Source organism: Pseudomonas sp. 43A (genome assembly GCF_013363935.1).
Taxonomy (GTDB): domain Bacteria; phylum Pseudomonadota; class Gammaproteobacteria; order Pseudomonadales; family Pseudomonadaceae; genus Aquipseudomonas; species Aquipseudomonas crudilactis.
This window is the reverse complement of the sequence record NZ_CP054880.1, coordinates 2,894,454-2,909,568: the sequence shown is the minus strand read 5'-3', so window position 1 is coordinate 2,909,568 and position 15,115 is coordinate 2,894,454. Positions and strand designations below refer to the sequence as shown.

Genomic DNA, 15,115 nt, shown 5'->3' with positions numbered 1-15,115 from the left:
ATGACGACTGCGTTCGACGCGCCCCTGAATGAGTCATTGCGTGACGCGATGCTCGCACTCTATCTGCACGAAGCCGTGCCCAACGATCCCTACCTGATCGAGCTGGGACTCGCCGCGCAAATCAAGACGGCCAACGACCTCTATGAATATTGGCTGCTGGACGTGCTGGTCAGCCAGAATGTGCCGACCAGCCCAGTAGCCTGCGCCATTGCCAGTGTGCAGCAACATACCAACAGCATAATGCTGAACATCGAACCCGGTTACGGCAATGACAGCCTGACGTCTGAACAGATCAAAACCTGGCACGGCGGCCTGAACCGTTACCCGATCTGGGCCGCGATCCAGCAACTGCACTACTTTCCGGACATCTATCTGGACCCGACGCTACGGTTGACCAAGACCGCCAGTTTCGAGCAGTTCGAAAACGACCTCAACCAGGCGCAGATTCAACCCGACACCGTACAGGCGGCGGTACTGGCGTACTTGGGTCGCTTTGAAGAAGTCGCCAATTTGAAGGTCTGCAACGGCTACATTCATGGCGAGGACTTCGCCAACAGCACCTATTACTTCATTGGTAAATCCCCGGCGGAAAACGCGTACTACTGGCGCTCGCTGGATATGAGCCAACGGCCGGTGAAGAACCCCGAAGCGACACTGGCCACTACGCCTGCCAAATATGACAAGCCCCTGCCCAACGCCTGGACCGACTGGCAAAAAGCCAATGTGCCAATTTCGGAAAAAGCCCTGGAACACACCATCCGCCCCTGCTGGTTCAATAACCGTTTGTTCGTGATCTGGGCCGAGGTCGAGCTTCAGGACATGGATGCAATCAAGGACGAAACAAGAGCTGATACCGTCATTCTGTATCCGCGGTTCCGGTTATACGCCAGCTACAAGAAATACGATGACAACTGGAGCACGCCCCGGGTCTATATCGAAAATTATTGCCAGACGCCTGCGCTGATTGCAAAACCACTGGAAGTGATTCAACGGGAGACTCAGACCATTGCGGTGTGGGACCATTCGACATCGCCGGAATCCATGTTTCTGGCTCTCTACTCTAATTACATTCCTGATCCGTCCACTCCGCCAGATATAACCGGCGATAAAGACAAGTACGATTTTCTAAGGACGGTACAAGTCGACAAAAACTTTAATGTGACGTCATTGTTCCCATCTCTGGGCGTTGTACCCAATGAGAAATCAGGAGCGACGGCGCCATCACCCGAGTCCGACGAACAGCGTAGAGGTCATGTATTGTTGATCGGGTACATCTTCGCCAACATCGGCGAAGGCCGTTTTCAATACTGGCTTCCAACAGCCCAACTTGTATTTGGCGCGGTAGACTACTCAGCGCCTGAGATAGAGAAGGAAACTTGGAACTTTAACGATTTGCAATCACGAATCAAGAGCGGCGAGAGAGACATTGATCTTATCTATGATCGAACCACTTCCGAGATCAAGTTTGGCGTTACGCTTAACGAGGGATTTGATGACCTCCAGACTATTCGTTTCACCGTCTTCGACAGACTCGGCGCTGCCGCCGTTAAATTGAATCTAGTGTTCAGTCAGCCGAACCAGCAAAGCAAGTGGCTGACATTGCTGGCGGGCTCAACCATAGAATCCTACAGCGGCTTTATGGAGAGCCCGGATACAGTTTATTGTTTCAGAGGTTCTCCAGATGACATCAGAAGTCTCATTTGCGATCCCGAGTCCACTAGCCGAACGCAATTCTCTATTCCTCCAATTATGAACGGGGAGACGGCATCTCTCGCGGGAAAACTCGCCTCCTCATTCATACTTTCTTTACTTCGGGATAATCCCTTTCAGATAAAATTTGCTGACTTTTGGCGCTTCACTTCGGGCGTCGGAAGATCCTGGATGCCACTCAGACCAGACTTATCTCGTTATTGGACTGAGAGATTGGGCTATCAACTTTTCCTCGGACACCCTCTGAATGTGGAATCCGACAAGTTTCCAGATAAACCCGATAAAATGCGCAGGCTCAATAACTTCCAGATCGTCGACAGCTTGCCCAAGGACTCAAAAGCCTGGTATCGGTTCAATATCAACCAGACGACTCTTCAGCCCGAAGGTTGGCCAGTCGAGTGGCCCACCGATCCGAAAAAGATGAAAATCCCTCTTATCTATGGCGTGATGGTCTACCAACAGACCCCTATCATGAACACCCTTTTGGGAGGTGCGCTGAAGGCGGTAACCGTCGGCTGGTCGGAAGTACCGGAAAACGAAATACAGATTGCTCCAAGTATCAATACCCTGGGGGACAGTACTTCCTTGGGCAAAGCACAATTCATTGACTTCACGGGTTCAAGTATAGCGCTCAGCGAATTACCGCCACCCCACGCGTCGGCTCGGGCGCCTATCCGAATGAATACCCTGTTCGCCCGCCAGTTGATCAAACTTGGCGAAGAAGGCATGGAACCACTGCTGAGCTGGGATACCCAGACGCAGCAAACAGAACCACCCATCCCCGATGGCCTCGGCGCACAATCGATGGATTTCGCGGGAGCCTACTATCGGTATTTCCTCGAACTGTTCCTGTACCTGCCATGGTTGATCGCGCACCGCTTGAACGAAGAACAACAATACGACGAGGCCACGCACTGGCTGTCGTTTGTCTTCGATCCTTCACGCCAGAGCAGCGACTCCGGCCACTCCGGTTACTGGCAATCGGTGCCACTGGAGCACGAGGTATGGCCCACCCCTCACGATCCAAGCCAGGCCATTCTGTACCCGGACGATCCACACCAGATTGCCCTGAGTTATCCGGTGCACTTTCGCAAGGCGTTGTACGCGCTCTATATCGATATCGAAAGCAATCGGGCAGACCAGGCCTATCGGGAACTGACCCCGGACGGTCTGGCCGAAGCCAAGTTGCGTTATGTGCGCATTCTCGACTTGCTGGGACCGCGCCCGGACGTTCGCCAGTTCGACGACTGGATCTGCACCGCACTGGGCAAATTGAGTTCGGCGAAGAATGACGACCTGCGCGAATTCGAAAAACAATTGATCAGTGCTCAACGCCAGCTTCAGGCACAGCCACCGTTGCGCATCGGCAAAACGCCGGACTCCGAAGCCGCACCGTTGCTGTGTCTGCGCCCCTGCCAAAACGACTCATCGCTGTCCGGCGACGACAACCCGTATTTGCGCCGCCCTTTCAATCCAAACTTGATCCGGTGCTGGGATCGGGCCGATAGCCGGCTGTACAACTTGCGCCACAACCTCGACATGGCGGGCAATCCGTTGAACCTGCCCTTGTTCGCCGCGCCGCTGGATCCGCGCGCCTTGCTCGCCGCCTGGGGCCAGGGGCTGTCGGGCGCCGCGCTGAGTGGCCTGTTGAGTCCGCAAATTCCGCATTACCGCTTTACGTTCATGTTCGCCCTTGCCCAGAACGCCGTGGACAGCGTGATCCAGTTCGGCTCAACGCTGTTGTCATTGATCGAGCGCAAAGAGTCGGCGCAGTACCTGGAGCTGCAACAACAGCAGGCGTGGAACCTGGCGAAAATCGCTGTGGATATTCAGTCCCAGGCCAAGGAGATCGATGAAAAAAACAAGGCAGCTCTTGATGCCAGTAAGGCCGTCATCGATGGCCGGGTCAAGTATTACGAGAAATTGGTGAAAGACGGTGTCAGCCCCATGGAAATAGCCGCCGGAGCTGCTCACTTGATAAGCGGTCTGGCTCAAGTCGGAGCCGACGTGATGCAGGGAGTCGGCGAAGCGCAAAAAATTGCGCCCAACATCGTCGGCTTTGCTGTGGGTGGACAACGCATTGAAGCACCGACTTTGGCGGTCATGGCCGGGCTACAGGCAAACGCTCACATGTATTCCACCGCTGGCCAGGTCTTGGATCGCCTCGAACAATACCGCCGCCGTCAACAGGAGTGGAACCAGGCCCACGAGCAGGCAAAACTCGAAGCCAAACAAATCGAGGCGCAACTCGCCCTTTACGAAGAACAACACAAGGCCACCGAACTGCAATTGCGCCAGGCGCAAACCGCGCTGAACCAGGCCCGGGCGACCCACGATTTCCTGCTCAGTGGCAACCGCTTCAGCCGGTCCCAGACCTACGACTGGCTCAACAGCAAGTTTGCCGGTTTCTACAACACGGCCTTCACCACCGCCCAATCGCTGTGTCAGGCAGCCGAAGCCTGCTGGCAGTACGAAATGGGTGATTTCACTCAAACCTTTATCCGCCCCGGTGCATGGAACGCCAGCTACCGCGGTCTCGGTGCCGGCGAAGAGCTGAAAATGAGCCTGCAACGGATGCATGCCGATTACCTGAAAAACAACAGGCGCGACCTGGAAATCCGCAAAACAGTGTCGCTCAAGGGCCTGAAGGCCAAGGATCCAGCCTCAACCGTCAATAAAGACTGGGACGCCATCAAGCTCAGCCTGACGGCTACCGGAACCTGTGAGTTCGAACTGACGCAACCAATGTTCGACGATGACTACAAGGACCAAAAACACTACTTGCGCCGGATCAAGACCATCAGCGTGACCCTGCCGATCAGCATCGGGCCCTATAAAGATATCTGCGCCGTGCTGACGCAGAATTACAGCAAGGTCGAAATGGCCGCCACCGCCGGCACCGCCAAGGAAAACCTGCGCGTCAGCCAACAGATCGCCCTCTCCCACGGCACCGACGACAACGGCATGTTCCAGCTTAACTTTCAGGATGAGCGCTATCTGCCGTTCGAATGCACCGGGGCCATTTCAAGGTGGAGTCTGGCCCTCACCAACCTCGCGGATCGGCCGGCCCAGATCAAATCCCTCACCGACATCATCGTGCACGTGTGCTACACGGCCAGACGCGAGGGCGGTTCGCTATGAACGAACAACAGCAGCAACAGTCGACGATGCAAATCAACACCCCCGCGCTCCCGAAAATGGGCGGCGCCATCCAAAGCATCGGCAAGGGCTGGGGAGCCGTCGGCACCAACGGTGCAGCGTCGCTGGAGTTACCGCTGCCGATTTCCCCCGGACGCGGCTTTGCCCCATCGCTGGGCTTGAATTACAAAAGCGACGTGGGCAACAGCCCGTTCGGGATCGGCTGGCAAATGATGGTCGATGCCATCACCCTGCAGACCTCCAAAGGTGTCCCGGCCTACGATGGCACGGATCCAGTCATGGGGCCTGGCGGTGATGTGTGGATGCCCGAACGCAGTGAAAGCGACGGCACCTTGATTTCCCGCATCGCGAGCACCTACAACGGCGAGCCGCTGGGAAAAACCTACACGGTGGTGCGCCACTGGCCACGGGTCGAGGGCGCGTTCGCCTTGATCGAGCATTGGTCCACTGCGACGGATGCCGCGGGATTCTGGCTGATCCACGGCGCCGACGGCAGCCTGCATGTGTATGGCACAAGCGAAAGCTCGCGCCGGGTCGATCCGGCCGACCCGCAACGTGTCGGCGTCTGGTTGATCGAGGAAAGCCTCAACACCCGCGGCGAGCACATTGTTTACGAATACAAGGCCGACACGGATTCACCCGCGCCACCGCAATTGCGCGACTACCGGGCCCAGCGCTACATAAAACGCGTGTGTTATGGCAACGCCAAGGCCCACCCACATCTTTACGCGTGGAACGCCGACAGCTGGAAAGCACAACAGTGGCATTTTCACCTGGTGTTCGATTACGGCGAACGCAGCACCGATCTTGAACAGGTGCCTACCTTCGATGAACAACAACTCTGGCCGGGTCGCAGCGACACGTACTGGATCTACAGCTACGGTTTCGAGCTGGGTACCCGCCACCTGTGCAAGCAGGTGTTGATGTTTCATGACTTCCCCGAGGAACTGGGCGATAAACCGGTTCTGGTTCAGCGCCTGCTGCTGGAACACCGGTCAAGTCCATTGGGCTACCAACACCTGACCGCTGCCCATATTCAGGCCTACGACGCGCTGGGCCAGGTGGAAAGCCGGCCGCCAACGGAGTTCAGCTATAACGCCTTCGACCTTGATTCGAAGGATCAGGGCTGGGCGCAATTCCCCGACATGCCCGGGCTCAACGACGGTCAGCGTTATCAATTGGCCGACCTGTACGGCGAAGGCATGCCGGGGGTGCTGTGCCGTTACGATCAAGCCTGGTATTACCGCGAGCCGCTGCGCTGCGAAAGCGGTGGCGACAACGTGTGCTACAGCGACTGGAAACGCCTGGAGCACATTCCAGTGGCCGATAGCAGCAAACCCTTTCACCAGTCGCTCACCGACCTGACCGGCGATGGTAAGCTCGACTGGGTACTCGCCATGCCGGGGGTGTGCGGTTTCTTCACCCTCGATCCAGAACGCAACTGGTCTGATTTTGTGCCCTTCGATGCCTTCCCCAATGAATTTCTGCATCCCATGGCGCAAATCACCGACCTGATGGGCGACGGCCTGAGCGACATGGCACTGATCGGCACCCGCAGCGTGCGCTTGTATGCCAACCGTCGCGCGCAAGGGTTCGCCGATGGTATCGACGTACCTCATGAGAAAAAAACCGTCGAGGGTGATGACGATGAACTGCCGACGCTGAGCAACACCCCGCTCGAACTGGTGGCATTCGCCGATGTGCTCGGCAGCGGCCAGCAACATCTGGTGCGCATCCGCCACAACGAAGTCAAATGCTGGCCCAACCTGGGACGCGGGCGTTTCGGCAAGGGCTTTGTGCTGAGTGCTCTGCCGTTTGCCGCCCACGAATTCAACGCCGCCCAGGTATTGCTGGCCGATCTTGACGGCTCGGGGGCCGCCGATCTGATCTTCCTCGAAACTGACCGCCTGCGCATATTCATGAACCGTTGCGGCCAGCGTTACGAGCAGACGTCGACCAATCTGCCCTGGCCCGAAGGCGTGCAGTACGACCGACTCTGCCAGGTCAGCACCGCCGACCTGCAAGGGCTGGGTTGTTCCAGCATCGTCCTGACGGTGCCGCACATGACGCCACGCCACTGGCGCTATGACTTTGTCAAAGCCAAGCCCTATCTGGCCAGCCGCACCTGCAACAACATGGGCGCCAGCACCGGCGTGACCTATCGCAGTTCGGCACAGGAATGGCTGGATGAAAAACGCGAGCAACACGCGATCGGCATAGACAATCCGGTGTCCCGACTACCGTTTGCCATGCACCTGGTCAGTCGGCAAACACAGTTCGACGACATCACCGGTAATCGACTGACACAGTGTTTTACCTACCGTGGTGGCCATTACGACCGACGTGAGCGCGAGTTTCGCGGCTTTCGTTTGCTGCAACAGACCGATACCGAAGCCAGCGTGGCGGAGCGTGCATCCGCCGGTTTCACCGCCCCGATCCTGAGCAAGACCTGGTTCCACACCGGTGACACGATCGATCCTGCCAGGGACGGCTATTACGATCGCGATACCTCGGCCGAGGACTTGCAACCCACGCTGCTGCACCACTACCACTTCAACGATCGGGCAACGCAACCCTTCACCGACCCGGACGAAAACACGGCCCATGAAATAGCCCGCGCCCTGAGCGGCCGGGTGCTGCGTTCGGAAGTCTTTGCAGCCGACGACGACCCGAAAACTGCCGTGCCCTACGTCGTACAGGAAAATCGCGCACAGGTGCGGGTGCTGCGTCCCAAAGGGGTACACCAGCGCTACGCGGTGCTGCAACCGATGGACCTTGAGTCGATCAGCTACCAGTACGAGCCCTCGATTGATGACGACCCGTCATGCCAACATCAGATCAAACTTGAGTGGGACGAATTCGGCATGTGTCTCCATGAGTTCACTGTGCATTACGCACGGCGCAAAACCGTCGAGGATACGCCGCCCTTCAGTGACGATTATCAGAAGACCTGGTGGAGGGACGCCCATGACGACGCACAACAAAACTGGTACCTGACGCAAACCAAAACCCTGCCGCTGCATTTGCCGGATCGCGAGGCGTGGCGTTTGAACCTGCCCTTCCAGATTCGCAGCAACGCCCTGGTTCTGCCGAAGCAGGCACTGACCCCGGCCACGATCAATTACGCGCATTTCCTTGAACAGAGCAAGGACGACGGCGAGTGGGCAGCACAATCGGTGCTGACAGGGCTGTCCTTGCAGCACTACATGAACCCCAAGGACGGCGAAACCCCACTTGCTCCGGGTCAGGCGAGCTTCGAAGGCCTGCCCGCTCATGTCGAAATAGCGGAACTGGATGAAGTCGCCCTGAGCGCTTATGACAAACTCAAGGATGAGCATGGCAACATGCCGTTCAACCTTAAAGACAAACTCGAATCGCCTGAGGTGGGCTACCACATCATGGCGCTGTTTTTGCCCGAGGCGGCCGGGCAAGTGATTAAGGACGCGGGCGACGCGAAGAACTACCTGTGGTCGGTACACCGAGGGTTCCCCATCTACCAGCTCGACGGGTTTTATAACGTCTGCAAGTACCGGGAAACCCGCAGTCACGGCGAGACACAGATCACCTACGACGCCTACGCTTGCCTGACCACCGCCGTGACGTTGCCCGACGGTTGCACCACACGCACCCTTGGGGTCGATTACCGGACCTTCCTGCCGGCGGCCGTCGAGGATGCCAATCGTAATGTCCACGAGGCACGGTATAACGCCTTCGGCGAGCCGCTGGTGATCAGTTTCCAAGGTACCGAGCTAGGGCAACCCGTGGGGTTTGACAGGTTGGACACCTACGTCCCGCCACCGGATCGCGACCCGGCCATCGCCATTGCCGATCCGAAAAAAGCCATCGGCAACTTTGCCAGCGTCGGTTTCAGCGACCCGTTCAGCTGGATGGGACGGATTTCCCGCACCTCGCCCCCCGCCCCGGCATGGCTGGCATGGGCCAGGGACGAAGGGTTTGTGCTGCCCGACGGGCACCTCTGCGACCGAGCGCGGCAGCACCTGGCCGGGCTGGAAAACCTTACCCCTGACGAGGCCCTGCTCAAACAGCAGATCGACGCGGCACAGCGTGAGCCGGTGTTTTCAGCGGCCCTGCTGGCCGACCGCTATCCCGGCGACGAAGCGATGCAAGTACGGATCAGCATCGTCTGCTGGGACGGCTTCGGCCGCACACTGCAAACCAAACAGGAAGTCGAGCCGGGCAAATCCTGGCGGGTCGATGCAAACGGTGAGCTGATCCTCAACTCCGATGGCACCCCGGAGGAGTCCGAAGTACCGCGACGCTGGCGCGTCAGCGAACCGGTGGAATACAACAACAAGGGCAAAACAGTACGGATTTATCGTCCCTACTTTGCCGATCAGCCGCGTTACATCAATGATCGGTCGATGCGTCAGCATGCCATTTTCGATCAACAGTTCTACGACGCGGCGGGCCGTCCGAGCGAAACGGTGCTGGCCAGAAAAATGCTGCAAGGCGATCCGCCGCAACTCAAACCGTTGCGACGCCAGGTGTGGTACTGGATCTGGTGCAATGTAGCGTTCGACGAAAACGACCTGTTTGAGCCACCGCCAGAACAACGACGAAGCAACTGGTGGAAGAGCCCGCAAACATGACGACTGACACCCCGCGCTTGTCCGCCATCGACGGCCGTGGCCTGCCGGTGCGGCAGGTTGCGTACTGGCGCGAGGCTGTCGAGACCGAGGCTCGAATCACCCGTCAGTTGCATGACGCTGCCGGACGGTTGCGCGCACAGCGTGATCCACGCCAGCTGACGCCTGCCAACCTCACCACGCTTTATTCGCTGTCCGGTCAGGTGTTGAGCACCAGCAGCGTCGATGCCGGATGGCGTGTCAGCCTGTTGGGTGAGGCGCATCAATCGGTACTGAACCGGGATGGCCGAGGCAGTGAGCGGCGGATGGAATACGACAAACTGATACGACCGCTTGCGCTCTTCGAGCAGGCGGTGGATGGCGAGCCGTTGTGCACGGAACGTTATGGTTATGGCAGCAGCGAGCCGGCATTTGCCACGCGCAACCAGTGCGGGCAACTGATTCGCCATGATGATCCGGCCGGCACGCAGTTGTTCGAACAGTTCGGGTTGAGCGGTGGCGTCATGCAGCAGACTCGACATTTTCTACGCGCCCTCGATTCCCCCGACTGGCCCGAACCGCTGCCCGACCGCGACGTATTGCTCGAAACCGACGCCGGGGCTACAAGCCGTTCGGTGTTCAATGCCCTGGGCGAAACCATTGAACAGACTGATGCCAAAGGTCACCGCCAGTTCTTCGCACAAAACCTCGCCGGACAGTTGCACGAAGTACGCCTGCAACTGGATAAACAAACCCTGCCGAAAACTCTGGTCCACGCCATCCAGTACAACGCCCACGGCCAGACCGAACAGGAAACCGCCGGCAACGGCGTCATCACCGCACTGCACTATGCGCCCGAGGATAGTCGCCTGACCCGACTGCAAGCCAGACGCAACGACGAACGCCTGCAAGACGTGCACTATGCCTATGACCCGGTCGGCAATGTCATCAGCATCGAAGACGCCGCCCTGCCGATCCGTTATTTCGCCAACCAGCGCATCGAGCCGATCAACCGCTATGGGTATGACAGCCTTTATCAACTGATCAAGGCAACCGGATGGGAGGCCGGCAGCGCCAATCAAGGCCCGCTATGGTCGCCTTTCAACGATCCGGCCGCAGTCACCCGGTACACCCAGACCTATCGCTATGATCGCGCTGGCAATCTCCTGGAACTGACTCACGAAGGCGAGCAAAAACACGGCCATCGCCTGCTCGCCGCCGCCCAAAGCAACCGCTGTCTCCCCGTGTTGAATGACGTGGAGCCGGACGAGGAAGATTTTCGCAACGGCTTCGATGCCAACGGCAATCTGCTCGCACTGCAACCCGGCCAATCTTTGCACTGGGATCTGCGCAACCAGTTGCGCGAAGTCAGAGCGGTTGAGCGTGACGGCGCGGCTGACGACAGCGAGCGCTACGTCTACGGCGCCGACGGCATGCGCCTGCGCAAAATCCGGCAAACGCAAACCAATGCCCGGACGCTGATCGCCGAAACCCGTTATCTGCCTAACCTGCAAATCCGCACCCACAGCGGCACGGGCGAAACGTTGCAGATCATCAGCGTTCAGGCCGGGCGCAGCAGTGTGCAGGTGTTGCACTGGGAATCCGAACCGCCCAACGACATCAACAACGATCAACTGCGTTACAGCCTCAGCGACCATTTGGGTTCGTGCGCGCTGGAACTCGACAGGGAGGGCCTGGTAATCAGTCATGAGCGCTATCACCCGTTTGGCACCACCGCGTGGTTTGCCGGGCGCGAAGAGATCGAGGCGAGTTACAAAATCCTCCGCTATTCGGGCAAGGAGCGGGATGCGACGGGGCTTTATTACTATGGGTTCAGGTATTACGTGGCGTGGTTGCAGCGGTGGTTAAATCCTGATCCCGCCGCAGACGCCGCCGGGTTGAATTACTTTCGCTTTGTCGACGGCAATCCGGTCATGAATATTGACCCTGACGGACTGAATTCAGAAAGAGCGCAAGATCTATGGCGGTTACTCCGCCACAGTGTTGTCAATGAGAAGCGAGACATCGTCACAATGGTTCCCGGCATTATCGCTGTCTCTCTTGAGGGAGACGCCGATTATTTCCAAGCGAGGGGATTTGACCAATCTCGCAGATTCATCGGCAAGAGGACACTTATGTATCTTTCGATCGATTCGAGTTACGAAGGCAAAATAGCTGGTGGCGACCAGCCTGTGCGCCTGAAATCGGGATCAGCTAGCCATTTGAATGCGGCGATCAACAAAGCGGACGCCAGGTGGAGCGCCTACCTCAATGGCGGTTTTTACAATCTCCAGCAGCGAGCTTCCAGGCAAGCACCTAAATGGGCTTCGATTGGTACCAGCTTCGTCGATGGGCAATACCGACCATCACTGCCCCTTCCTGCTGCCTACGCTGACGCGTATGTCGATTTGAAAATGAGCAATGGCTCGCTCATTCAGACGGCCCCCTTGCTTGCCAAAAACGGTGAAGCGCAATTTACCGAGATGCGTCTTCAAGAGGCCAGATTCAAATTCAATGCAAAGGCCAATCTTCCAGGTGAGCTTGGGCACGCCGATCAACCCAACAATCGCTCGGCAATCAGCCTTCTGAACAAAGAAAGCGAAGTCAAAGACCGCACACGACTGGTGATTGGAATCGGCGACTCCCGTCGCAAAGATGATTCTTCCGGATTCACCATGCCAGAGTGGTCAGACGTCATGGCCAGAATCGACCGTTTGAATAAAGTACCAGGCGAGTCGTTTAATCTGGACGGCGGGGACTCCACTGCGCTGGGTGTGTTGAGCCGATCGGGTTTCTTGTTTATGGATGCGGGCGCCCCAGGCAATCCAAATCGATCGACAGGCAGCTTCATTGCGTTCTCGAAAAAATCCCCCTGAAAGCGAGACTGACCGCGAAAGCGTCGACACAATCAGCATCTTCCGTGGCTGCCACTGCGCCATCGCGAGCAGGCTCACTCCTACAAAGGTGCGCGGCCCCTGACGCTTCACGCACATGACGAAATTGTAATTCCCTCATCACCTTGGCGTTATCCGCAGCTTGCAACGATGTGACCCGGCGACCAATGCCGGCGGGCCCTTGCCTGTCGCACAACAAAACCCACGCCGAAGCACGTTCCCGTTCTGCCGAACCCAAGGAGTGTTTGATGGTTAACCCTAGAAAAATATCGATGGCCGCTTTAGCGGTAGTGGTCGGCTCAGGGCCGTCCGTGGTGTTTGCAGAAGACAAGCCCGAAGGCTTTGTCGAAGGCAGCAGCCTGACGGTGCTAAACCGCAATTTCTACTTCAATCGTGATCATCGCAATGGCCAGTCCAGCCCCACCGGCAACGGTTATTCCGAAGCCTGGGCGCATGCCGTGATCAGCAAGTTCGAATCCGGTTTCACCCAGGGCACCGTCGGCGTCGGTGTCGATGCGTTTGCGATGATCGGGCTGAAACTCGATACCGGTGACGGGCGCAACGGTGGGCGCAGTTCGTTTGATGTGTTGCCGGTCAACAGTGACGGCGAGGCGCGGGACGAATACACCAAGGTCGGTGGCGCTGCGAAAATCCGGGCGTTCGATACGGTGGTCAGGGTCGGTGATGTGTTCCCGGCCAACCCGATGGTCGCGGCCGGTGATTCGCGCTTGCTGCCGGAAAGTTTTCGCGGCGTGACGGCGACCAACACCAGCATCGAAGGTCTGTCGGTGCAGGGTGGCCGGTTGCATGCAATGAGCCAACCGGTGTCCAGCGACATGCGCGAGAACTTCGCGACCTTCTACGCAGGCCCGGTCAATTCGCCGTGGATCGCGTATGGCGGCGGCGATTACGTGCTGAACAAAAACCTCAGTTTCAGCTTGTATTCCAGCCGTCTCAAGGATGCGTGGAATCAGTATTACGCCGGTACCGCCTGGACCTATCCGCTGTCCGATGATCTGTCGCTGTTCGGTGGGCTGAACTATTACAAGGCCGTCGATGAAGGCAAACAACTGCTCGGCGAGTTCGACAACAACATCTGGAGCGGCCGCGTTGGCGTAAAACTCGGCGCCCACTCCGTCGCCCTCTCCCACCAGCGCAACAACGGCAATGACGACTTCGATTACCTGCGCCAGTCCGACTCGATCTTCCTCGACAACTCGATTCAGTACAGCGATTTCAACTCGCCGAAAGAGCGTTCGTGGATGGTGCGTTATGACCTCGACATGAGCACTTACGGCGTGCCGGGTTTGTCGTTCATGACTCGCTACGCGCGTGGCACCGACGCTGATTATTCCAACGCCAACGCCGTGTACATGCGCCGTGATGCCGAGGGTAATCCGCTGACTGATCAGAAGCGTTGGGAGCGCGATGTGGAAGTCAAATACGTGGTTCAGAGCGGTTCGATGAAAGACCTGTCACTGCGCTTGCGCCAGGCCACCACCCGCGCCACGGCGTTCGAGTCGGATCTGGATGAAGTGCGGGTGATTGTCGAGTATCCGCTGGCGATTCTTTGATTGCGCGGTTGATGCAAATTCACCTTTAGAAGCTCCTTGCTCCTTTGGTAAGAGGTGAATCTTTTGGCGTCCTTCGGGGCGCTTTTTTTGCTCTGCGGTCGCGACATAATCAACCCGCTATCGAGACAACCTAGCGGGTAGCTGATTAAGCCAAGCTTTAGCGTAAAGGCAGCATCAGGGTTATAGGCGAAATGTCGGGGCACGGAATGAATCCCGCGTACTTGATATAAAAGCTCGACAGCCGATCATTCAAGGGATGAACAATTATTGCGCTGGATCCGATCGACTGGGACGCGTTGAGGGCTCTTTCAATCGCATCTTGCAGTAAATCGACAGCGAAACCTTGGCCCTGAGCTTCGCGCGTTACCCCCATACGCCCCAATAGAGTGACCGGATGGACACTGGGCGAGTTGCGTTGACGGCTTTTCGGCATGACGCTGGCACGGGCGACTGATCCGCTGGAAAGCGTGTAGTAGGCCATCAGATTCGACGTGCCTTTGAGGCAGCTGACGTAAACAACAGCCTGCTTGGTGGATTGGGCTTTTCGCGCCCTCCTCAGCAGGTATTGGTCAATGGTCACCTCACCAGAATCGAAGGCATCGAGTTCGTGTCGGTCGTTCAGCTTCTCGGGGGCGGTCAACTCCAACGTTTTGGACGTGCGAGCAGTTGGTGCAGGCATTCGTTACCTCGAGCCGGATTGGCTTCAATAGCCTGTTCGAATGCGTCAAATGCGCCGTCGTCGAGAAGGAACAGTCGTTTATCCAGAATCACCTCTTCAGCTTTTTGGCAGGCAGCTTCCAGGATAAAACTTGTGCGATCACGACCAGACATGGCAGCCGCCAGATCGATCAGATTACGTTTCTTTTCGTCCGCTCTCATGTTGATTGGAACGGGTTTGGATTTTTCAACACTTTCAGTTGTGGACATTGTTCTGTTTCCCATCTGGGTAGGTGATGCTGGAACTGGAGCCTCCTTATGGCGTTAGCACATCAGATTTTGTTTATTTTTCATTTTCTGACTCCTTGAGTGGCCCGGAGAGGTTTAGGCCATGCTCTTAACGTGAGATCTAACGTTTGAGGTGCGAAACCATGAGAGCGGCTTCGGAGTCGATTCTATACCGACCGTGTAGCCAATGCATATACGCGTATAGCTTTCAGATACACGGTCGTTTTGTTTACCTATTACGAGAAAA

At 57.3% G+C, this 15,115-nt stretch carries 6 protein-coding genes; 4 read left to right on the top strand and 2 right to left on the bottom strand.

Annotated elements, in window-relative coordinates; translation table 11 throughout:
* The 4 genes from HUW52_RS12940 (at position 1) to HUW52_RS12925 (ending at position 13,923) form a co-directional block, all read left to right on the top strand.
* On the top strand, positions 1 to 4,851 hold the full coding sequence (locus HUW52_RS12940) for a neuraminidase-like domain-containing protein (RefSeq protein ID WP_175553849.1): 4,851 nt from the start codon (positions 1 to 3) through the stop codon (positions 4,849 to 4,851).
* Positions 4,848 to 9,479, top strand: coding sequence for a SpvB/TcaC N-terminal domain-containing protein (locus HUW52_RS12935; RefSeq protein ID WP_175553848.1), 4,632 nt, complete (start codon positions 4,848 to 4,850; stop codon positions 9,477 to 9,479). Before HUW52_RS12940 ends, HUW52_RS12935 begins: the two co-directional genes overlap by 4 nt.
* Complete coding sequence (locus HUW52_RS12930) at positions 9,476 to 12,331, top strand: RHS repeat-associated core domain-containing protein (RefSeq protein ID WP_256668253.1); 2,856 nt, start codon at positions 9,476 to 9,478, stop codon at positions 12,329 to 12,331. The genes HUW52_RS12935 and HUW52_RS12930 overlap by 4 nt, the downstream gene beginning before the upstream one ends.
* 266 nt (positions 12,332 to 12,597) lie before the next feature.
* Positions 12,598 to 13,923: an OprD family porin gene (locus HUW52_RS12925; RefSeq protein WP_175553847.1), complete on the top strand. Its 1,326-nt coding sequence runs from the start codon at positions 12,598 to 12,600 to the stop codon at positions 13,921 to 13,923.
* A gap of 157 nt (positions 13,924 to 14,080) precedes the next feature.
* Here the strand turns inward: HUW52_RS12925 and HUW52_RS12920 are convergent, their stop codons facing one another.
* Together HUW52_RS12920 and HUW52_RS12915 are read right to left on the bottom strand one after the other, a co-directional pair.
* Positions 14,081 to 14,602 (bottom strand): hypothetical protein, encoded by a 522-nt coding sequence (locus HUW52_RS12920; RefSeq protein WP_175553846.1) that lies wholly within the window; start codon positions 14,600 to 14,602, stop codon positions 14,081 to 14,083.
* The gene (locus HUW52_RS12915; protein ID WP_127928950.1) at positions 14,560 to 14,850 is read right to left on the bottom strand and encodes a DUF1778 domain-containing protein; all 291 of its coding nucleotides are present in this window, start codon (positions 14,848 to 14,850) and stop codon (positions 14,560 to 14,562) included. Before HUW52_RS12915 ends, HUW52_RS12920 begins: the two co-directional genes overlap by 43 nt.
* Positions 14,851 to 15,115 lie beyond the last annotated feature (265 nt).